Origin of the sequence: Rubrivivax soli (genome assembly GCF_049810355.1) — a bacterium.
Lineage (GTDB): Bacteria > Pseudomonadota > Gammaproteobacteria > Burkholderiales > Burkholderiaceae_C > Rubrivivax.
Window position 1 is genome coordinate 2,105,714 of record NZ_CP187368.1, and the last position, 20,162, is coordinate 2,125,875.

The following is a 20,162-nucleotide window of genomic DNA, read 5'->3' on the forward strand; positions in this document are numbered from 1 at the left end:
CGCCGAGTTTATAACGCATGCCGCGGCCCTGGCCACCGGTGCTGCGGCAAGACCGCAGCGCGCTTCAGTGGCCGCCGGTCACCTGCCGCAGCGCCGCGATGAAGTCGGCCACGGCCTTCGGCGACCGCACGCCCGAGGGCTGCAGCGCACGCACTTCCACCGGCACCTCGGGCACCAGGCTGTGCACCACGAGTTCCTCGCCGGCATCGGCGTCGGCGGTGAACGAATCGATGATCGCAGGCCCGAAGCCCTGCTGCGCCATCACCATCGCGATGTGGTGCGTCTGCACCGTCATGCCGGCGCGCGGCGCAATGCCCAGCCGCGCCCACTGGTCGGCCAGCACGGCGCCCAGCGGGTCGCGCTCGTCGATGCGGATGAAGGGCGCCCGCAGCACTTCCTGCAGCGCGATCGTCTTGCGGCGGTCCGCCGGCCCCGACACCTGCCTGGATACGCACACGAGCCGGCCGGTGGCGACCAGTTCGTCGTGCAGCGCCGGGTGGTGCGGCTTGCCGTAGACGATGCCGACGTCGCCTTCCTGCAGCGCCATCGCGCGCGCGATCTCGTTGGAGTGCAGCGTGCGGATGGCGATCGGCATCTCGCCGTGGCGGCGGCGGAAGATGCGCAGCGCGTCCGGCAGCGCCTTCACCGCCAGCGACGGCACGATCAGGATGCGCAGCCGGCTGCCCTCGCCGCTGCCCAGTGCCGCCGCGATGCGCCGCACGCCTTCCAGCTGCGACATCAGCTGCTGCACCTCGGGGTACAGCGCCTGCCCTTCGCGCGTGGGCACGAGCCGGTTCTTCTGCCGCGTGAACAGCGCATAACCCAGCTGCAGCTCGGCGTGCTGCAGCGCCTGCGTCACCGCAGGCTGCGTGACGTGCAGCAGCCGCGCCGCAGCGCTGGCACTGCCGCCGACCATGATCGCGTTGAAGACCTCGATGTGCTTGAGTCGCATGGCCACACCATTAGATCAGCTTATGAGTTCCACTCCAAATGCGATATCGCCGACTGCTGGCACGGCCTTAGACTTGCCCCGTCATTCACTCGGTTTTCACGGAGAACAGCGATGCGGATCCAGAACATTGCCTTGGTGGTTTCGGCGCTGGCTGCGGCTTGCATCCTGCCCAGCCACGCCCAGACAGGCTCCACGCTCGACAAGGTCAAGGCCTCCGGCGCCATCACGGTGGCCTACCGCGAGTCGTCGATTCCCTTCTCGTACCTCGGCGCCGACGCCAAGCCCACCGGCTTCGGCTGGGAGATCTGCGGCAAGATCGTCGACGAGGTCAAGGCCGTCACCGGCCGCGCCGACCTGAAGGTGGGCACGCAGTCGGTCACGTCGCAGAACCGCATCCCGCTGATGGTCAACGGCACGATCGACATCGAGTGCGGTTCCACCACGAACAACACCGACCGTGCCAAGCAGGTGGCCTTCGCGATCAACTACTTCTACACGGGCACGCGCCTGCTGGTGAAGGCCAATTCGCCCGTGAAGACGATCGATGATCTCAAGGGCAAGAAGGTCGTCTCGACCACCGGCACCACCAACTACCAGGTGCTGCGCAAGGTCAACGCCGACCGCAACCTCGGCTTCGATCTGCTGGCCGCCAAGGACCACGCCGAGTCGGCCCTGCTGGTGCAGAACGGCCGTGCCGACGCCTTCGGCATGGACGACATCCTGCTGTACGGCCTGCGCGCCAGTGCGCAGAAGCCCGAGGACTGGGCCGTGGTGGGCGAGGCCATCCAGGTCGAGCCCTACGCCATCATGCTGCGGCGCGATGACCCCGAGTTCAAGAAGCTGGTCGACGGCGTCATCACGCGGCTGGTGAAGAGCGGCGAGTTCGAGACGCTCTACAAGAAGTGGTTCCAGTCGCCGATCCCGCCGCGGGGCATCAACCTGAATGCGCCGATGAGCCAGGACCTGCGCGACAACCTCACCGCGCTGTCCGACAAGCCGGCGGGCTGAACGCCGGCGGCGCTGGACCAGCGCCGCCGCAGCGCCGACACAGCGCCGGGTGGCACGACGCCGCCCGGCCCGGGCCTCGGGCCGACCCCAAGCAGGTGTGAAATGAACATGCGGAACGACGCCGCAGGCGCTGCCCTGCCGGACTGCGCCGGCCTGGTGGGTGTGCTGGGCGGGATGGGACCGCTGGCCACCGTCGACTTCATGCACAAGGTGCTGCTGGCCACGCCGGTGTCGCGGGACCAGGACCACGTTCCGATGATCGTGAGCTGCATCCCGCAGGTGCCCGATCGCACCGCCGCCTTCTGCGGCGACGGCGAGTCGCCACTGGCAGCCATGACCACCTGCGGCCGCCGCCTCGTCGCCGCGGGCGCGCAGATGGTGCTGATGCCCTGCAACACGGCGCACCTGTGGTACGACGAGATCCAGGCCGCGCTGCAGGTGCCGATGCTGCACCTGGTGGACGCGGCGGTCGAGGCCGTTGCGCAGCTGGCGACCGAACACGACCGCATCGGCCTGCTGGCCACCGACGCGACGCTGGCCTCGGGCCTGTACGTGAACCGCCAGCCCCGCGACGGCCGGCCGGTGCGCTGGCTGCTGCCGACGGCCCGCGAGATGAGCGCCTACGTGATGCCGGGCATCGAGGCCGTCAAGGCCGGCCAGATCGGCTTCGGCTCGACGCTGCTGACCACCGCGGCGCACGCCCTGGTGCGGCGCGGCGCGGCGGCGGTGGTGATGGGCTGCACCGAGATCCCGCTGGCGCTGGATGCCGACCGCGCCGGCTGCCCGGTGGTCGACGCGACCGCGGCACTGGCACGGCGCGCGGTGCAGTGGTCGACGGCGCAGCGCGGCAGTGCCGCCGCGCCGGCCGAGAGTGCCTGATGCGTGCGCCGCGGTCGGCTGACGGGCGCCGCGGGACGTCGCCGTTGCAGCGGCCCCGGGTCACCGGCGTGCCGCACTGACAGGAGATCTGCCGTGAAGCTGCACTGTGTGTGTCTGGCGCTGGCCACCCTGCTGCCGGTGTTCGACGCCCTGGCGGGCCCCACCCTGGACCGTGTCCGCGCGACGCGGCAGGTCGTGATCGCGTACCGCGAGGCCTCGATCCCGTTCTCGTACGTCGACGCCGAGGGCCAGCCGATCGGCTACGCCATCGACCTGTGCAAGCAGCTGGTCGATGCGCTGTCGAACCAGCTCGGCGTCGGGCCGCTGAAGATCCGCTACGTGCCGGTCACGTCGAGCAACCGCATCGAGACCATCGAAGCCGAGCGCGCCGACCTCGGCTGCGAGTCGACGACCAACACGGCCGAGCGCCGCCAGCGCGTGAGCTTCACCGTGCCGCACTACGTGACCGGCACGCGCTTCCTGGTGCGTGCCGACAGTCCCGTCGTCGCGCTGCGCGACTTCGCCGGGCGGCGCCTGGTGTCCACCACCGGCACGGCGCCGCTCGATGTGCTGCGCAGTGCCAACGCCAAGCACGAACTCGGCATCCGGCTGGGCGAGGTCGCCGACCACGCGCGTGGTGTCGAGGCGGTGGCCCGCGGCGAGGCCGACGGCTTTGCGATGGACGAAGTGCTGATCCAGGGCCTGGTGGCGGCGCTGCCCGAGCCAGGGCGGTTGAAGGTGGTCGGCAAGTACCTCACCGTCGAGGCGCTGGCGATCATGCTGCCGCGCAACGACGCCGAGTTCAAGGGCCTCATCGACAGCGAGATGAAGCGCCTGATCCGCAACCGCACGGCGCACGCGCTGCACGACCGATGGTTCACGCAGCCGATCCCGCCGCAGGGCCGCAACCTCAACCTGCCGATGCCCTTCCTGCTGCGCGACTCGTGGCGCTTTCCCACCGACTGGGTGCCGCCTGCCTGGGCGATGCCGTAGGTCCCGACCCTGCTGCCCCCAGGCGCGCTACTGCTTGCGGCGCACCACCGCTGCCCGCCGCGCGTCTTCGGCGTGCAGGAACTGGATCTCGCCGCGCCGCCAGACGCCCAGCCAGATCATGTTGATCGAGAAGGCATCGTGGTCATTGGCCGAGAAAGGCTTGTCGTGCGTCGTCACCACCCCGGCGTAGGGCCGCTCCAGGTCCTCGAGCGCGGCCTTCAGCGCTGTCGCGCTGGTGTCGCCCCGGGTCTGGAACAGCACGCGCAGCATCAGATGGATCGCGTCGTAGCTTTGCGCCGCCGCCATCAGCGAGTCGACACGCTCCTTGCCCGCGTGACGGCGCAGCCGCGCGATGAAACCCGACCGGCGTTCGTTCGACAGGTCCTGGATGATGGTCTGCACCATCATCACGCCCTCGGCAGCGCCGCCCGTGCGGGCCCACACCGTGCGGAACGAGGCCGGCCAGGGCCCGTACAGCGGCGCCGCCAGCCCGGCCTCGGCGCGCGACTGCACCAGCACCGCGAATTCCGGCCCGACCGTGTAGGCCACGATGGCGTCGGCCCCCGCAGCCTTGGCCGCACGCATCTGCTCGGTCAGGCTCTTCACGCCGAGGTCGAAGCGCGCCTGGTACACCGGGGTCAGCCGGCGTGCCTGCAGGAATCCCAGCACGTCGTTGAAGCCGCCTTCCCCGTAACCGGTGCTGTCGGCCAGCAGCGCCACCCGGGATGCGCCCCGCTTCACCAGTTCGTCGACGAGGAACGCCGCCTGCAGCGTGTCGCGCGCGGACAGGCGGAAGACGAAGCTTTCGCGCGCCGGGTACCGGGCCGTGATCGCGCTGCCCGTGGCCACCGGCACCAGCAGCAGGTGCCGCTGGTCCTGGAACACGTCGAGCGACTTCATCGCCACCCCGGTGTTGCAGAAGCCGACCGTGAAGTCGACCCTCTCGCGCAGCACCAGCGCCTCGGACACCCGTCGACCTTCCTCGGGGTCGGCCTTGTCGTCGCGCGCGACCAGTTCGATCGGCCGGCCCAGGTAGCCGCCGACCTCGTTGATCTCCTGCACGGCGAGTTCGGCACCCAGCTTCGCGCTGCGCCCGAAGTCGGCCGAGCCCCCCGTGAACGGACAGATGAAGCCGATGCGCACGGGCCGCGGCTGCGCCGAGGCCGGCACTGCCAGGCACAGCGCCAGGGACGCGGCCAGGATGCCGCGGATCCGGACATTCTTCATGCAAGCGCTCCTGCGCCAACGGCGACGGGCCGGCGCGGCGCGACAGTAGCGGCGCCACCTGAAAGCCAGCTTGATTCCGGCCCCTCCTCCGGGAAGACACCGAGAGCGGCGCCCCCGCTCCGGGGCGCCCGCCCCCCCGGACCGGGTGCTCGGCCGGTCGCGTCCGTTGCCGCCCGGCGGCTGCGACTGCTAGCCTCGACGCCCCGGTCTCGCCGGCGACGTCGCTGCCGGGTCGGCCTGTGCCGTCGTTCTTGCTGTACCAGACCGAGGAACGGATGACGCTGCCCATCGAACCGCCCAGCCCGCCGGCAGCCCAGCTGGAGGTGGGTGCCGAGCTGCGCCTGGCCCGGCCCGACGGCACTGCCTACACGGTCGCCGGCAACGCGGCCGCGCTGCTGGCCATGGCCGCGCTGGAAGGGCCGGTGGAACGCCAGCGTGCCGCCAGGCTGCTGTGGCCCGACTCGCCGACGGCGCAGGCGCGCAACAACCTGCGCACGCTGGTGCACCGGATCAACCAGCGCTTCGGCGCCGAGTTGCTGGTGGGCACGGAACGCGTCGCCATCGACCCCGCCCGCGTCCGCGTGGTGACGCCCGACGCCGACGCGCTGCTGGCCGTCGTGGAGGCGGGCCGGACGCAGCCATGCGTGCTGCTGGCGCAGGCAGCGGTCGAGACCCGACCGTCGGACGGACTGCTCGCGTGGCTGGACGCGGCGCGCCAGCGCCTGCGGCGCCAGCAGCTGGCCGCGTTGTCGACGGCCCTGGAGGCGGCACTCGACCAGGGGCAGCGCGCGCGTGCCACCGCCATCGCACGTGCAGGCGTGCAGCTGGAACCGCTGAGCGAACACTGGCACCGCCGGCTGATGGAGACGCTGGCCCGCTGTGGCGACCGGGCCGCCGCGCTGGCGGCCTACGAGGACTGCCGGGTGCAGTTGCGCAGGCACCTCGGCGTGCTGCCCGATGCGCAGACTCGCGCTGCACAGCTGCGCATCCTGCAGGACCAGGCCCAGGAGGCGCCACAGGCCGGGGCGGTGGAGCCCCGCGCAGCCGGCGCGGCGCGTGTGCCGACACCCGGGACCGAGGAGGCCGGCCTGCCGCTGGTCGAGCGCGAAGCCGCGCTGTCCGAGGTGCGCGCCGCGCTGGCGCAGGGCCTGCACGTCGCGCTGCAAGGGGAAGCCGGTGTGGGCAAGTCGCGGCTGCTGCACCAGATCGTCGAGCCCGCCCGGCCCGGCACGCCCTGCGCCGACGTCGAACGGGTGGTGATCCACCCCGGCGCCCACGGCGAGCCCTACGCCGCGCTGGCGCAGCTGCTGCTGGAAGTGCAGTCGCGGCGCACCGTGCGGCTGGCTGTTCCCGACCAGGTGGAACTGGCGCGGCTGGCGCCCCAGGCCTTCGCCGGCGTGCAGCCGTCGCAGGCCGGCCTGTCGGCCCCCAGGCTGATCGCGGCGCTGCGCCGCTGGACCGGGCAGCTCGCCGCCGCGGGCCTGCGGCATCTGGTGCTGGACGACGTGCACCACGCGGATGCGGCATCGCAGGCCGCCATCGCCGCCCTGCTCGTGCCTGCCGAGGGCCCGGCCCAGCCGGCGCTGCTGCTGGCGTTTCGCAGCGACGAGATCGCCGCGGTGCTGGCCGAGGCACTGGTGAACGCGCAGGTGGCCAGGCAGGCGCGCAGCATCACGCTGCCGCGCCTGTCGCTGCACGGCGTGCAGGCGCTGCTGCGGGCGCTGCAGGCGCCCAGCGACGACGCGCAGGCCGCGCACTGGCTGCAGCGCACCGGTGGCAACCCGCTGTTCGTGATCGCACTGGCACAGCACGCACGCGAACGCGAACGCTCGCCCGGCACATGCGAATCCGCGGGCACCGATGCGGCCCTGGCCAACCTCGACGCCCTGCTGCGCCTGCGGCTGGAAGGCTGCCGCGCCACGGCACGGCAGCTCGCCGCCGTGGCCGCCGTGGCGGCGCAGGACTTCTCGGTCGAGCTGGCTGCGGCCGTGCTGGGGCAGCCGCCGCTGGCGCTGATGCCGGCGTGGACCGAACTGCAGCAGCGCGGGCTCTTCGCCGACCACGGCCTGGCCCACGACCTGGTGCGCGACGCGGCGCTGGACGCGCTGCCGGGGGCCATCCGCAAGTCGCTGCACGGGCAGGTGGCCGGCTTCCTCGAAGGGCTGGGCCTGCGGGGGGCCGAGGTGCTGGTGCACTGGCTGGCCGCCGACGACCCCGACCGCGCGCTGCCCCATGCCGTGCACCAGATCCACGCCGTCGATGCCATGGGCCTGCCGACGATGCGGCTGGAAGTCGAGCTGATCGGACTGCTCGAGCGGGCCAGCGACGACGTGCTGCTGGACAACCTGTGGCACACGGCGGAACTCGGGGGGGGCCTGCGCACCGAGGTCTGGCCCGCCGAAGTGTGGCCGCGCATGGCCGCGCTCGTGGCCCGCGTCGCCCGCCTGCCCGCGCGGGCCACGACGGCGGCCTGGATCGCCTACGAGACCTCCCGGGTGCTGGTCGAGCGCGACGACGATGCCGCGACGGCCTACAGCACCCTGGCCGCGGCTGCGGCGGCGATGCCCGAAGAAGGCATGGAGCGCGCGCGGGTCGAGGAGACGCTGACGTACCACGCGGACGACCTGGCGCTGCCCCTGGCCCCGCACATCGAGCGCGCCCAGCGCGCCGTCTCGGCGCTGGCGGACCGCAGCTGGCACAACCGGCTGATCACGGCGATCGACCGCCTGCAGGCCTGGGTGCGCCCTGTCGAGGCGCTGCTGCTGCACGCCGCGCGCATGCGTGCGGCGCGGCGGCGCGGCGACCTGGCGGCGGCCGCCGAGTTCCGGTTCCAGGTCGCCATGGCCTTGCGCGAGATGGGCTACAACCGGCGCGCGATGCGGCACTTCATGCAGGACGTGAAGTCGTTGCCGCACCTGTGCCACGTCGCGGACGCGCGGTACGCCCCGAGCCAGGTCGGCATCTGCGCCCTGGGCGCGGGCCACTTCCAGTGCGCGCTCGACTGCCTCGCGGTCAAGGACAACTGGCACGGCGCGATGGGTCCGGTCGTGTCGTGCATCGTGCTGCTGCGCCTGGGCCGGTGGGAGCCGTTGCGGCAGCAGCTCGCGCTGGTGGGCCCGCTGTCCGGGATGCGGATCAGCGTGCTCATCAGCTGCCTGGCCTGCGCGCGGTCCGAGCTCGACCGGCACGACGGCAAGGACCCGGCGCAGGCGTACCGCGAGGCGCTGGCCGTCATGGAAAGCGCCGGCATCGGCCCCTTGCCCCGCGAGGGGATGCGCTGGGAGCTGGCGGTCCTGACCCGCCCTGCGCCGGAGCGCATCGCCATGGGCACGCGGCTCCTGGATGCGATCGCCGCGGCGAAGCCGCGCTTTCCGAGGCCGACGCAGCTGGTGCTGCAGCTGGCCGAAGCGCACTTCGAGGCCGGCAGCGGCGACTGCCGCGCTCTGGCGCTGGAGGCCGGCCGCGCGTTGCGGCGCGGCCGGCTCTCGTACCGGGACAGCATGCCCGAGGCCATGCTCCGTTGCACCAGGCTGCTGCAGGGCAGCGACCCTGCCGAGGCGGCATCGCTGCTGCACGCGGCCCGTCGCTGGGTGCTGCAGTCGCTGCCGCACGTGCCGCCCGACGCCCGCGACAGCTACGCAGCCCTGCCCGCGCACCGGCGGCTGCTGGGCGACGACGCCGGGCTGGCGCAGGCGCTGGCGCAAAGAAAAACGGGTCAGCCCTTCTGAGGCTGACCCGTCGTTCTAGAACGAAGTTCTGGTGCGGCTGGCAGGAATCGAACCCACGACCCCTTGGTTCGTAGCCAAGTACTCTATCCAGCTGAGCTACAGCCGCCAAGCCTCAGACTATAGCACAACTCCAGGCGCTGTCACTCGATTGCAGCCGCAGCGCGCTCGCACGCATGTGCACGTGCTTCGTCGGACTCGTCGCGCGCCAGCTGCGCCAGGATGCGCCAGGCCCGGCGGCGCGCGGGGGCCGCCAGGGCGGGCGAGGCCCCGCCCTGTTCCAGCAGCCGCCGTGCCTTGCCCCAGAGCTGGCGTTCGGCGAAGGCCGTGCCGACGGCCACCACGACGGCCGGCTCGTGGCCGAAGGCGCCCAGCGCGGTTTCCAGGCGCGGCAGCCAGTCGGTGCCGATGTCGACGGCCGCCTCCATCAGCGCCAGCGCCACCTGCTCGCGCTCGTCGCGCGAGAGCTCGGCCAGGCGATCCCAGAACGGGCGCAGCCACTGGCGTGCGTCGTCGTGCGTGCCCAGGGCCACGGCGCGCAGCGCGGCACGCGCCGCCACGTGCGGGTCGCGGCGGTCGGCGCTGTCGAACTGCTCCCACAGCCGGCGCAGCTGCTGCATGTCGTGCGCGCCGTCCAGCGCCTCGAAGGCCAGCGAGCGCAGCAACCCCTGCGCCGCCGCGGGCGTGAAGGCCTGGTGGTTGGCCAGCAGACGCGCCGTGTGCAGCGCCTCCAGCGGCTGCCGCGCCATGCGGCTGGCCTGGAGCTTCAGGCGCAGCGCCTGCGTGCGGCGCGCCACGCCGGGCGGCAGCTGGCCCAGCAGTTCCAGGGCGCGCGGGGCGTCGCGGTCGTCCAGCGCCCATTCGGCAGCGAGCAGGCGTGCGCCGTCGTCGGCACCCCGGCCGGCGCCGCCTTGCTGCACCACGGTCATCAGCTGGCGCATCAGCTCGTCGCGCCGGCGGCGGTCCTGCAGGCGGTGCAGGCTGCCGGCGCCCAGCAGGTGGGCCAGCACGCTGAACTGCGCGTCGGGCCGCAGCCCGACGGTGTCGTCCTGGATCGCGATGGCACGTGCCGCCGCCTTGTGGGCGCGGCTGTAGCGCGCGCTGAAGTAGTCGGCCAGGGCCTCGCGCAACGCGGCCTGCGCGGCACGCTCGCGCCGCAGCGCCCGCCACTCGCTGGCGCGGCGCGGCAGGCTCACCAGGGCGCTCAGCGCCTGCGCCGCCGACATCAGCACGAAGCAGACGACCAGCAGCACGATGACGAACAGGTTCAGCGACAGGTCGGTGCGCCAGCCGCGCCAGTAGATCGTGACGATGCCGTCATTGCTGCCCAGCGTGGTGGCCGCCACCACCGCCACCACGAACAGCAGCACCAGCCAGATGACGCCGCGCATGCTCTCGGGCCGCCCGGGTCAGCGGCCTGCGGAGGCCGTGGCGATGGCCGCCAGCGTGGCATCGGGCCGGGGCACGCTCACCAGGCGCGCCTGCGTGGCCACCTGGCGCACCAGTTCCTGCGCCGTGACGACACGGCGCGAGCCACGGTCGAAGTAGCGCTCGAGCGCCGACGACGCGTCGCGCAGGTCGCTCTGCGCGGTGTCGAACTGCCGCGACAACACCGCCAGCCGCGCGTTGAGCAGGCGCAGCTTGAGGTTCTCGCGCAGGAAGAACGCCTGCTCGGGCGCCACGAGCATGGCCTCGGGCTGGTCGATGCGGGTCACGCGCACCAGCGCGCGCACCTCCTGCCAGAGGTGGTCGCCTGCGTTGCGCCAGGGGTCCGACCAGTGCCGCGCCGGCGCCGAAGCCGCGCTGGCCGCGGCCGCCGGGGCGCTGGCCCGCGGCGGCGTGCGCCGCTCGAGCGCTGCCAGCAGCGGCAGTTCGTCGACGCTGCGGATGGCTTCGTCCAGGCGAATGGTCAGCAGCGCGATGTCGGCCACGCCGGCGCTGCGCGTGCGCTCCAGGTCCTGCGCGACGGCCCGGCGCACGCGCTCCAGACGCGGCTGGTTGTAGCGCGCCAGGCGTTCGTCGGCCTGCTTCAGCGTCACCACCAGCGGGTCGGCGCTGCCGGTGATGGCGCTTTGCTGCAGCGCCACGCGGATCGCCGCCTCGACGTCGGCCAGCACGTTCTCGTCGCGCGAGCGCGCCAGCGACTGGATCAGGTCTTCCAGCTGCGTGCGCTGCATCGAGGTCTCGGCCACGCGGGCTTCCAGCAGCGCCATCTTGGCTGCAGCCTCGCGCGACAGCTCCTGCGCTTCCTTGGCCAGCATGCGCGCCTCGGTGGCCTGGGCGCCGGCGTCCTGCTGGCGCTTGACCAGTTCGACCTCGAGCGCCTTCACGCGCTGCTGGGCGTTCCAGGCGGTGACGATGGCGGCAGCGCCCGCGGCCGCCAGCAGCGCCGCGCCGATGGCGATCCAGCGCCCATGCGCCTGCACCGGCGTCTGCGCCGGCGCTGCAGCGGGGGCCGGCGCAACAGGCGGGGGGCTGGAACTGGCGCTGGGGAGGGGTGCGGGCGTCTCGGTCACTGCGGCGCGGATTGTATCGGCGCCCCCTGTAACGGCTGTAGCGGCTGTGACGGAACGTTGCCCAGCCAGGCCGCCAGCGCCGCCGGGGACGGCGGCAGCAGGTCCACGGCGCCGAATCCCGCGTCGCGCGCCGCCTGGGCGATGCGCGGATGCGACGCCACGGCGCGCGCGGCCGACCAGTCGGCCCCCGGCGCGATCCGGCGCAGATGGCCCACGGCCTCGCTGCTGCTGAACAGCCACAGGTGGACCTGCGGCGCGGCGCGGGCCTCGGCGACGCGCTGCCGGCCGCTGCCGTCCAGCTCCGGGGGCAGGCGCCGGTAGGCCGCGACGAAGCCGACCTCGGCGCCGCGCGCGCGCAGCGTCTCGGCGAACCAGTCGCGACCGTCTTCCCCCCGCACCACCAGCGCACGGCGGCCGGCCCAGTCATCGTGCGCCAGCAGCGCCCACAGGGCTTCGCTGTCGAACACCGGCGCGTCGTCGGCGGGCGCCACGATCTGCTGCGGCGTCAGCCCCGCCTGGCGCAATGCCGCCGACGTGCCGGGGCCGGTCGACCCCGCGCGGGTGCCGGCCGGCCAGGTGGCGCCTGGCGGGCGGGCCGCGAAGAAGTGCGCCACGGCATTGGCGCTGACGAACATCACCAGCGCCGTGCCCGGCAACGCCGCCCAGGCCGCCTGCAGCGGGGACGGGTCGTCCAGCGGCGCAATGCCGATCAGCGGCACCGCCACGGCATCGACGCCCAGCGCCTGCAATTGCGCCACCCAGTCGGCAGCCTGCGCGGGCGGCCGCGTGACGATGACGCGCATGCCGTCCCCTACGCGGGCAGGTAGGCCGCGGCGCCGGCGTCGCGCAGCGCCTGCGCTGCCTGCTCGCCCAGCGCGCGTGCAGCCTGCTCGTCGGCGGGCGCGCCACGCACCTGCGTCACCAGCAGCGGCCGCGTCAGCTCGACGCTGTCGCCCAAAGCGGCGTCGAGCACCAGCGTGTCGCCCTGCCACACCGCATGCGCCGCCAGCGGCATGCTGCAGCTGCCGCCGAGTGCGCGCGACACCGCACGTTCGGCATGCGCGGCCAGGAAGGTGGGCTGGTGGATGGTCTGCGCCAGCGTCGCGCGCAGCGCGTGGTTGTCCTCGCGCACCTCGATGCCGAGCGCGCCCTGCCCCGCGGCCGGAATCATCTGCGTCGGCTCGAACACCGATCGGATGCGCGACGCCAGCCCCAGCCGCTTCAGCCCGGCGGCTGCCAGCACGATGGCGTCGAAGCCGCCTTCGTCGAGCTTGCGCAGCCGCGTGTCGAGGTTGCCGCGCAACGGCTCGATGCGCAGGTCGGGCCGGCGCGCCAGCAGTTGCACCACGCGGCGCAGGCTGGAGGTGCCGACCACCGCGCCCTGCGGCAGGGCGTCGAGGTTGTCGTAGCGGCTCGAGACGAAGGCATCCCGCGGGTCCTCGCGCTCCCACACCGCGGCCAGCACGAAGCCGGGCGGCAGGTCCATCGGCACGTCCTTCAGCGAGTGCACGGCCAGGTGGGCGCGGCCTTCCTCGAGCGCGGTCTCCAGCTCCTTGACGAACAGGCCCTTGCCGCCGACCTTCGACAGCGCACGGTCGAGGATCTGGTCGCCGCGGGTCGTCATGCCCAGCAGTTCGACGTCCAGGCCGAATCGGGCGGTGAGCGCGTCGCGCACATGTTCGGCCTGCCACAGGGCCAGGCGGCTCTCGCGGGTCGCGATGATGGTGGGTGCTGTCATGGTGCGGATTATCGGCACGCCGATTGCTTGCCGGCATCCAGACGAGCCCGAAGGTCCGCCGCGGTACGATTGGTAATCTGGTTACGTCGTCTGGAGCTCCATCATGTCTCGTGCTTCCGAAGCCGCCGCGAAGAACAAGCCACTCGTGGAGGACATCCGGTTACTCGGGCGCATCCTCGGCGACGTGATCCGCGAGCAGGAAGGCCGCGATGCCTTCGAGCTGATCGAGCGCGTGCGGCAGCTCTCGGTGGCGTACCGGCTGAAGGCCGACGCCTCGGCCGGGCGCGTGCTGGACCGGCTGCTGAAGAACCTGTCGGCCGACCAGACGGTGAGCGTGATCCGCGCCTTCAGCTACTTCAGCCACCTGGCCAACATCGCCGAGGACCGCCACCACGTGCGCCGCCGCGCCGTGCACGACCTGGAAGGCCACCACCAGGAAGGCTCGCTGGCCGTGGCCTTCGAGCGCCTGCACCGCGCCGACCTGCGCGCGGCCGACATCGCGCACATGCTGTCGCAGGCCTACATCTCGCCGGTGCTCACCGCCCACCCCACCGAGGTGCAGCGCAAGAGCATCCTCGACGCCGAGCGCGCCATCGCCGAGTTGATCGGCCAGCGCGACGGCCTGCCCACGGCCGAGCAGCGCCACGACAACGAGGCGCTGCTGCGCGCCCGCGTCACGCAGCTCTGGCAGACACGCATGCTGCGCACCGCCAAGCTGACGGTGGCCGACGAGATCGAGAACGCGCTCAGCTACTACCAGAGCACCTTCCTGCGCGAGATCCCGCGGCTGTACCGCGACGTCGAACGGGCCCTGCACGGTCACCCGGTGGCGCCGTTCCTGCGCATGGGCCACTGGATCGGCGGCGACCGCGACGGCAACCCCAACGTCAGCGCCGCGACGCTGAAGGCCGCGCTGTCGCGGCAGTCGGAAGTGGCGCTGCGCTTCTACCTGACCGAAGTGCACGAGCTCGGCAGCGAGCTGTCGATGAGCGGCACGCTGGCGCCGGTGACGCCCGCGATGCAGGCGCTGGCCGAGCGCTCGCCCGACACCAACATCCACCGCCAGGACGAGCCGTACCGGCGCGCGCTGATCGGCCTGTACGCCCGGCTGGCGGCGACGCTGCAGGCGCTGACCGGCACCGAGGCGCTGCGCCACGCGGTCGCGCCGCAGGATGCCTACACCGACCCGGCGCAGTTCCTGGCCGACCTGCAGGTGATCGAGGCCTCGCTGAAGAGCCACCACGCGCAGGCGCTGGTGGCGCCGCGGCTGGCGCCGCTGATGCGCGCGGTGCAGGTGTTCGGCTTCCACCTCGCCACGCTCGACCTGCGCCAGAGCAGCGACCAGCACGAGGCCGTGGTGGCCGAACTGCTGCGCGTGGCGCGTGTGCACGCCGACTACGGCGCGCTCGACGAGGCGGCGCGGCGTGCGCTGCTGCTGCAGCTGCTGTGCGACGCGCGGCCGCTGCGCGTGCACGGGGCGGCGTACTCGGCGCTGGCGCAGGGCGAACTGGCGATCTTCGAGGCCGCGCGCGAGGCGCTGGGCCGCTACGGCCGCGAGGCACTGCGCCACTACATCATCAGCCACACCGAGGAGGTCAGCGACCTGCTGGAGGTGCTGCTGCTGCAGAAGGAATGCGGCCTGCTCACCGGCACGCTGGACGCCGACGCGCAGGCGCAGCTGATCGTGGTGCCGCTGTTCGAGACCATCGGCGACCTGCGCCACGCCGAGCCCATCATGCGCGCGTACTACGCGCTGCCGGGCATCACCACGCTCGTGCAGCGCAGCGGCGCCGAGCAGGACGTGATGCTGGGCTACAGCGACAGCAACAAGGACGGCGGCTTCTTCACCAGCAACTGGGAGCTGTACCGCAGCGAAGTGGCGCTGGCCGAGCTGTTCGCGGGCCTGCGCCAGGACCACGGCATCACGCTGCGCCTGTTCCATGGCCGCGGCGGCACCGTGGGCCGCGGCGGCGGCCCGAGCTACCAGGCCATCTTGGCCCAGCCGCCGGGCACCGTGAACGGGCAGATCCGACTCACCGAGCAGGGCGAGGTCATCGGCAGCAAGTACGCCAACCCCGAGATCGGCCGGCGCAACCTCGAGACGCTGGTGGCCGCCACGCTGGAAGCCACGCTGCTGCACCCGACCAAGAGCGCCCCCAGGGCCTTCCTGGACGCGGCGGCCGAGATCAGCGCGGCCAGCTTCGCCGCCTACCGACACATCGTCTACGAGACACCCGGCTTCACCGACTACTTCTTCGCCACCACCCCCATCCGCGAGATTGCCGAGCTGAACATCGGCAGCCGCCCGGCCAGCCGCAAGGCCACGCGCGCGATCGAGGACCTGCGGGCCATCCCCTGGGGCTTCAGCTGGGGCCAGTGCCGCATGGCGCTGCCGGGCTGGTGCGGCTTCGGCTCGGCCATCGAGGCCTTCCTGGAAGGCGGCGACCGCGCCAAGCGGCTCGAACTGCTGCAGCGCATGCACAAGCAGTGGCCCTTCTTCCGCACGCTGCTCAGCAACCTGGACATGGTGCTGGCCAAGAGCGACCTGCGCATCGCCGCGCGCTACGTGGAGTTGGCCGAGGACAGGCGCGCGGCACGCCGCATCTTCGCCGCCATCAAGACCGAGTGGGAACGCGTGGCCCAGGCGCTGGCGCTCATCACCGGCGAGACGCAGCGCCTGCAGTCCAACCCGGCGCTGGCACGCTCCATCGAGCACCGCTTCCCGTACCTCGACCCGCTGAACCACCTGCAGGTGGAGCTGCTGCGCCGCTACCGCGAGCGGCGCGAAACCGAGGCCGGGCTGGAACGCGTGCAGCGCGGCATCCACCTGTCGATCAACGGCATCGCCGCCGGGCTGCGCAACACCGGGTGACGGTGGCCGGCTCTGGGCCGACGGCTGTTACGGCGACGCCAGCGCCTCGCGCACCGCCGGCAGCTGGCGCCGCGACACCGCCAGCCACTCGTCGGCCGGCGCCACGCGCACGGCCCAGCCTTCCTCGCCGCGGCCGGCGCCGTCGTCGGCGGTGCGGTACTCCAGCGCGCGCACCGCGCGGCGCGCCACCAGCGCATTGCGGTGCACGCGGATGAAGCCGGCGCCCAGCGCCTCCAGCCGCTGCTCCAGGTCGGCCAGCGCGTCGTCGAGCACGTAGCTGTGGCCGGCGGTGCGCAGCGTCACGTACTTCAGCTCGGCGCGCAGGTACAGCACCTCGTGCAGCGGCAGGCGCAGCACGCGGCCGCGGTCGTGCACCACCAGCACCGGCAGGTCGGCCGCCAGCGGCGACGGCGCCGACACCGGCCGCAGCCGCTGCGCCACACGCTGCAGCGCGGCCTGCAGGCGTTCCAGCCGCACGGGCTTGGTCAGGTAGTCCACCGCCTCCAGGTCGAAGGCCTGCAGCGCATGTTCGGCGTGCGCGGTGACGAACACCACCGCCGGCGTCTGCGGCAGCGCGCGCAGCGCCGACGCCAGCGTGAGCCCGCTGCGGCCGGGCATGCCGATGTCCAGCAGCAGCGCGTCGGCCGGCGCCTCGCGCAGCTGGCGCAGCGCGCTGTCGGCGTCGGCGGCCTCGCCCAGCACCTGCACCTCGGGCTGCGCGATCTGCGCCAGCAGCGCCCGCAGGCGCAGCCGGGCCAGCGGTTCGTCGTCGACGATCAGCAGCGTCAAGGGCATCGCGGCACCGGCCGGTTCACAGCGGCAGCACGATGCGCACGTGGAACACCGCGCCGTCGCGCCACACGTCGCACTGCGCGGCCACGTCGTGCAGCAGCCGCAGGCGCTCGCGCACGTTGTGCAGCGCCATGCCGTGGCCCGGGGCCGAGGGCGCCTCGGGCACGGTGTTGCTCACCGTCACCGTGGCCTGGCCGCGCCGGGCGCTGGCCTGCACCCAGATGCGCCCGCCGTCCACCGCCGGCTCGACGCCGTGGCGCACGGCGTTCTCCACCAGCGGCTGCAGCACCAGCGGCGGCACCAGCGCGCGGCCGGCGGCCGGGTCGATGTCCCACTCCACGCGCAGTCGGGCGCCGAACCGCACCTGCTCGATGGCCAGGTAGGCCTGCGCCAGCGCGATCTCCTCGTCCAGCGGCACCGCGGCACCCACGTCGGCCAGCGCGACGCGGAACAGCGCGCTCAGGTCCTCGAGCACCCGCTCGGCCTTCGCGGGGTCCACGCGCACCAGCGCCAGCGCGGTGTTCAGCGCGTTGAACAGGAAGTGCGGGCGGATGCGCGACTGCAACTCCGCCAGCCGCGCGCTGGCGTTCACCGGGTGCCAGATGCGCGCGCGCAGTTCCAGCCACGCCCACAGCAGCGCCGCCAGCCCGGCGCCGGCCAGCGCGACGCCGGCCACGCGCAGGCCGCCGGCCGCGCCCACCACGTCGATGGCCCACAGCGGCGCCCAGGCCGCCAGCGCCACGGCGGCCCCCAGCACCAGCACCAGCGCCACGCGGGCCGGCGGCGGCGCACGCCGCAGCGGCTGGCGCGCGGCGCACAGCAGCACCAGCCACAGCAGCGTGCCGAAGGCGCCGGCGAAGGCGGCAGCGCCCTGGCGCTGCAGCCAGTCGGCCAGTGTCGCGGCCTGGGCCAGCGCGTCCACGGCCAGCACGGCCTGCACCAGCAGCACCGCGCGCAGCGCCAGCGCCGGGTGGCACACGTCGAACGCCGCGGCGGCCTGCATCTCGTTGCGCGCCCGCTCCTCGGCCGCGGGATCGAAGCGCGTGCTGGCGAACGTGGTGCTCAGCGCGGCGCGTTCGCTGTCGGGCCACAGGCTGGTCGGGCGCGTGACGGTGGCGCCGAAGCTGCTGCGCGCGTGGCGGTCCGGGGTGGGGGTGGGCATCGCGGCCGGATAATACGGATTCCCGCCTCCAAGGCCTGTCCCACGCGCCGCCCGGCGCGCCCGCGCATGTCCTCCCTGCCTTCTTCCGACCCGTTGGCCAACAAGGCCCAGGCCTGGTCCGCCCTGTTCAGCGAACCGATGAGCGAGCTCGTGAAGCGCTACACCGCCAGCGTCGGCTTCGACCAGCGCCTGTGGCGGGCCGACATCGACGGCAGCCTGGCGCACGCCGAGATGCTGGCAGCGCAAGGCATCATCGGCGCGCAGGACCTGGCCGACATCCGCCGCGGCATGGCCGAGATCGCGGCCGACATCGAGGCCGGCCGCTTCGAATGGAAGCTGGAGCTGGAGGACGTGCACCTGAACGTCGAGGCGCGGCTGACGGCCCTGGTGGGCGACGCGGGCAAGCGCCTGCACACCGGCCGCAGCCGCAACGACCAGGTCGCCACCGACGTGCGGCTGTGGCTGCGCGGCGAGATCGACCAGCTGCAGCCGCTGCTGCGCGCGATGCAGCACGCGCTGGTGGAACTGGCGGCACAGCACACCGAGACCGTGATGCCCGGCTTCACGCACATGCAGGTGGCGCAGCCGGTCAGCTTCGCCCACCACCTGCTGGCCTACGTGGAGATGTTCGCGCGCGACGCCGAGCGCCTGGCCGACGTTCGGCGCCGCGTCAACGTGCTGCCGCTGGGCGCGGCGGCCCTGGCAGGCACCAGCTACCCGCTGGACCGCGAGCGCGTGGCGCGCACGCTGGGCTTCGACGGCGTGTGCCAGAACAGCCTGGACGCGGTGAGCGACCGCGACTTCGCGCTGGAGTTCGGCAGCTTCGCGGCCATCACGATGGTGCACGTGTCGCGGCTGGCCGAGGAGATCGTGCTGTGGATGAGCCAGAACTTCGGCTTCATCGATCTGGCGGACCGCTACTGCACCGGCAGTTCCATCATGCCGCAGAAGCGCAACCCCGACGTGGCCGAGCTGGCGCGCGGCAAGAGCGGCCGCGTGGTGGGCCACCTGATGGGCATGCTGACCCTGATGAAAGGCCAGCCGCTCACCTACAACAAGGACAACCAGGAAGACAAGGAGCCGCTGTTCGACACCGTCGACACGGTGCGCGACACGCTGCGCATCATGGCCGAGATGGTGGGCGGCATCACCGTGAAGGCCGACGCGATGGAACGCGCGGCGCTGCGCGGCTACGCCACCGCCACCGACCTGGCCGACTATCTGGTGAAGAAGGGCCTGCCCTTCCGCGACGCCCACGAGACCGTCGCGCACGCGGTCAAGCTGGCCATCGGGCAGGGCGTGGACCTGGCGCAGCTGCCGCTGGCCACGCTGCGGGGCCTGCACCCGTCGATCGGCGACGACGTGTTTTCCGTGCTCACGCTGCGCGGCTCGCTGAACGCACGCAACGTGCTGGGCGGCACCGCGCCGGCGCAGGCCGCCGCGCAGATCGCGCGCCACCGCGCGCGGCTGGCGGGCTAAGGTACGGCAGTGCCGAGGTCGGCCGCCGTCGGCGGCTGGCCCTTGTCGAACACGATGCGCCAGACGCCGGGCGCTTCCTGGCGCCAGACCGAGTTGAAGCGTGCGATCACGCGGCCGGCCGGGTCGCGCACCAGGCCGGTGGACTGGGCCAGCAGGCCGTCGCCCAGCACCACCACGTGGTCGGGCGCCCAGCTGAACGGCGCGGCGGCGCCGTCGAAGAAGGGTTTCCAGCCTGCAGCCACCGCGTCGCGGCCCTGCAGCACGGCGCTGCCGGAGAAGAAGACGGCGTGGTCCGACAGCCGGGCCGTGAAGGCCGCGTGGTCGCGGTCGGCCATGCTGCGTGCGAAGGCGCGCTCTGTGGCGTCGACCTGGCGCTGCAGCGCTGCCAGGTCGAGGCCGCTGGCGGCCACGGCTGCCGCGCTCACGCGGCGGCCGTGCCGGTGTCGCCCCCGCCTGCCTCCGCGCTGTGGAACCAGCCCAGCAGCATGAGCGCCGCGGCACTGCCCACCGGGAACAGCAGCAGCGACAGCGCCACCCACCCCAGCACCGAGCGTCCGAGGTGGCGCGCCGCGATGCCCAGGAATGCCCAGTGCAGCAGCACCGCCACGCCCAGGGTCACGCCCACCAGCACGGTGCGCCAGACGCTGTCGAGCGTGCGGTCGAGCAGCGGCGGCAGGAACATCGCGATGCAGGCCACCGCGACGACCAGCGCGGCCGTGGCCGCCGACAGGGCGCGCTGCGACGGGCTGTCGGCGGACAGCGCCGGGGCGGTTGCGGTGGCTGGGGGCATGGCGTGCTCCGGAACAGGCATCGGTGCAG

The 20,162-nt window shown here is 73.1% G+C and carries 16 protein-coding genes and 1 tRNA gene; 6 read left to right on the plus strand and 11 right to left on the minus strand.

Translation table 11 applies throughout. The annotated features are described in order from the left end of the window. Window positions 1-64: 64 nt before the first annotated feature. The gene (locus ACPOLB_RS09580; RefSeq protein ID WP_425261113.1) at window positions 65-952 is read right to left on the minus strand and encodes a LysR family transcriptional regulator; all 888 of its coding nucleotides are present in this window, start codon (window positions 950-952) and stop codon (window positions 65-67) included. Between the two features lie 111 nt (window positions 953-1,063). Between ACPOLB_RS09580 and ACPOLB_RS09585 the strand changes: the two genes are divergently transcribed. The 3 genes from ACPOLB_RS09585 (at window position 1,064) to ACPOLB_RS09595 (ending at window position 3,832) form a co-directional block, all read left to right on the plus strand. Then, window positions 1,064-1,960 (plus strand): amino acid ABC transporter substrate-binding protein, encoded by an 897-nt coding sequence (locus ACPOLB_RS09585; RefSeq protein WP_425261114.1) that lies wholly within the window; start codon window positions 1,064-1,066, stop codon window positions 1,958-1,960. 102 nt (window positions 1,961-2,062) lie between these two features. After that, window positions 2,063-2,839: an aspartate/glutamate racemase family protein gene (locus ACPOLB_RS09590; RefSeq protein ID WP_425261115.1), complete on the plus strand. Its 777-nt coding sequence runs from the start codon at window positions 2,063-2,065 to the stop codon at window positions 2,837-2,839. Window positions 2,840-2,932: 93 nt separating this feature from the next. Next, window positions 2,933-3,832, plus strand: a complete 900-nt coding sequence (locus ACPOLB_RS09595) for an amino acid ABC transporter substrate-binding protein (protein ID WP_425261116.1) — start codon at window positions 2,933-2,935, stop codon at window positions 3,830-3,832. A 27-nt stretch (window positions 3,833-3,859) separates the two neighbouring features. Here ACPOLB_RS09595 and ACPOLB_RS09600 read toward each other — a convergent pair whose 3' ends face one another. After that, window positions 3,860-5,059, minus strand: a complete 1,200-nt coding sequence (locus ACPOLB_RS09600; protein WP_425261117.1) for an ABC transporter substrate-binding protein — start codon at window positions 5,057-5,059, stop codon at window positions 3,860-3,862. 239 nt (window positions 5,060-5,298) lie between these two features. Between ACPOLB_RS09600 and ACPOLB_RS09605 the strand changes: the two genes are divergently transcribed. Next, a complete protein-coding gene (locus ACPOLB_RS09605; RefSeq protein WP_425261118.1) occupies window positions 5,299-8,787 on the plus strand; it encodes a BTAD domain-containing putative transcriptional regulator in 3,489 nt (1,162 codons plus the stop codon). A 29-nt stretch (window positions 8,788-8,816) separates the two neighbouring features. On the opposite strand, the gene ACPOLB_RS09610 is transcribed toward ACPOLB_RS09605, so the two are convergent. The 5 genes from ACPOLB_RS09610 to hemC all read right to left on the minus strand — a co-directional run bounded on the left by ACPOLB_RS09610 (window position 8,817) and on the right by hemC (window position 13,038). Next, a tRNA-Arg gene (locus tag ACPOLB_RS09610) sits at window positions 8,817-8,893 on the minus strand. Window positions 8,894-8,927: 34 nt separating this feature from the next. Next, the gene (locus ACPOLB_RS09615; protein ID WP_425261119.1) at window positions 8,928-10,175 is read right to left on the minus strand and encodes a heme biosynthesis HemY N-terminal domain-containing protein; all 1,248 of its coding nucleotides are present in this window, start codon (window positions 10,173-10,175) and stop codon (window positions 8,928-8,930) included. A gap of 18 nt (window positions 10,176-10,193) precedes the next feature. Beyond that, window positions 10,194-11,300, minus strand: coding sequence for a uroporphyrinogen-III C-methyltransferase (locus ACPOLB_RS09620; protein WP_425261120.1), 1,107 nt, complete (start codon window positions 11,298-11,300; stop codon window positions 10,194-10,196). Then, on the minus strand, window positions 11,297-12,103 hold the full coding sequence (locus tag ACPOLB_RS09625) for a uroporphyrinogen-III synthase (protein ID WP_425261121.1): 807 nt from the start codon (window positions 12,101-12,103) through the stop codon (window positions 11,297-11,299). The genes ACPOLB_RS09620 and ACPOLB_RS09625 overlap by 4 nt, the downstream gene beginning before the upstream one ends. 8 nt (window positions 12,104-12,111) lie before the next feature. Next, window positions 12,112-13,038, minus strand: coding sequence for a hydroxymethylbilane synthase (gene hemC, locus ACPOLB_RS09630; protein WP_425261122.1), 927 nt, complete (start codon window positions 13,036-13,038; stop codon window positions 12,112-12,114). Window positions 13,039-13,141: 103 nt separating this feature from the next. Here hemC and ppc point away from each other — a divergent pair, with 103 nt between their 5' ends. Beyond that, on the plus strand, window positions 13,142-15,910 hold the full coding sequence (ppc, locus tag ACPOLB_RS09635; RefSeq protein ID WP_425261123.1) for a phosphoenolpyruvate carboxylase: 2,769 nt from the start codon (window positions 13,142-13,144) through the stop codon (window positions 15,908-15,910). 27 nt (window positions 15,911-15,937) lie between these two features. Here ppc and ACPOLB_RS09640 read toward each other — a convergent pair whose 3' ends face one another. Next, complete coding sequence (locus ACPOLB_RS09640; RefSeq protein ID WP_425261124.1) at window positions 15,938-16,705, minus strand: LytR/AlgR family response regulator transcription factor; 768 nt, start codon at window positions 16,703-16,705, stop codon at window positions 15,938-15,940. 16 nt (window positions 16,706-16,721) lie between these two features. Further along, entirely contained in the window at window positions 16,722-17,864 is a 1,143-nt protein-coding gene (locus ACPOLB_RS09645; protein ID WP_425261125.1) for a sensor histidine kinase, read from the minus strand. A gap of 66 nt (window positions 17,865-17,930) precedes the next feature. Between ACPOLB_RS09645 and argH the strand changes: the two genes are divergently transcribed. Next, on the plus strand, window positions 17,931-19,343 hold the full coding sequence (gene argH, locus ACPOLB_RS09650) for an argininosuccinate lyase (RefSeq protein ID WP_425261127.1): 1,413 nt from the start codon (window positions 17,931-17,933) through the stop codon (window positions 19,341-19,343). On the opposite strand, the gene ACPOLB_RS09655 is transcribed toward argH, so the two are convergent. Further along, complete coding sequence (locus ACPOLB_RS09655) at window positions 19,340-19,768, minus strand: YybH family protein (protein ID WP_425261128.1); 429 nt, start codon at window positions 19,766-19,768, stop codon at window positions 19,340-19,342. The genes argH and ACPOLB_RS09655 overlap by 4 nt on opposite strands. Beyond that, window positions 19,765-20,133 carry a hypothetical protein gene (locus tag ACPOLB_RS09660; RefSeq protein WP_425261129.1) on the minus strand — a complete coding sequence of 123 codons (369 nt, stop codon included), beginning with the start codon at window positions 20,131-20,133 and terminating at the stop codon, window positions 19,765-19,767. The genes ACPOLB_RS09655 and ACPOLB_RS09660 overlap by 4 nt, the downstream gene beginning before the upstream one ends. Window positions 20,134-20,162 lie beyond the last annotated feature (29 nt).

Bases quoted from the DNA above. Each gene is read 5' to 3' on its own strand.
- ACPOLB_RS09645 (WP_425261125.1), bottom strand. From the start codon at position 17,864: ATGCCCACCCCCACCCCGGACCGCCACGCGCGCAGCAGCTTCGGCGCC.
- ACPOLB_RS09590 (WP_425261115.1), top strand. From the start codon at position 2,063: ATGAACATGCGGAACGACGCCGCAGGCGCTGCCCTGCCGGACTGCGCC.
- argH (WP_425261127.1), top strand. From the start codon at position 17,931: ATGTCCTCCCTGCCTTCTTCCGACCCGTTGGCCAACAAGGCCCAGGCC.
- hemC (WP_425261122.1), bottom strand. From the start codon at position 13,038: ATGACAGCACCCACCATCATCGCGACCCGCGAGAGCCGCCTGGCCCTG.
- ACPOLB_RS09585 (WP_425261114.1), top strand. From the start codon at position 1,064: ATGCGGATCCAGAACATTGCCTTGGTGGTTTCGGCGCTGGCTGCGGCT.
- ACPOLB_RS09600 (WP_425261117.1), bottom strand. From the start codon at position 5,059: ATGAAGAATGTCCGGATCCGCGGCATCCTGGCCGCGTCCCTGGCGCTG.
- ACPOLB_RS09580 (WP_425261113.1), bottom strand. From the start codon at position 952: ATGCGACTCAAGCACATCGAGGTCTTCAACGCGATCATGGTCGGCGGC.
- ACPOLB_RS09660 (WP_425261129.1), bottom strand. From the start codon at position 20,133: ATGCCCCCAGCCACCGCAACCGCCCCGGCGCTGTCCGCCGACAGCCCG.
- ppc (WP_425261123.1), top strand. From the start codon at position 13,142: ATGTCTCGTGCTTCCGAAGCCGCCGCGAAGAACAAGCCACTCGTGGAG.
- ACPOLB_RS09640 (WP_425261124.1), bottom strand. From the start codon at position 16,705: ATGCCCTTGACGCTGCTGATCGTCGACGACGAACCGCTGGCCCGGCTG.
- ACPOLB_RS09615 (WP_425261119.1), bottom strand. From the start codon at position 10,175: ATGCGCGGCGTCATCTGGCTGGTGCTGCTGTTCGTGGTGGCGGTGGTG.
- ACPOLB_RS09625 (WP_425261121.1), bottom strand. From the start codon at position 12,103: ATGCGCGTCATCGTCACGCGGCCGCCCGCGCAGGCTGCCGACTGGGTG.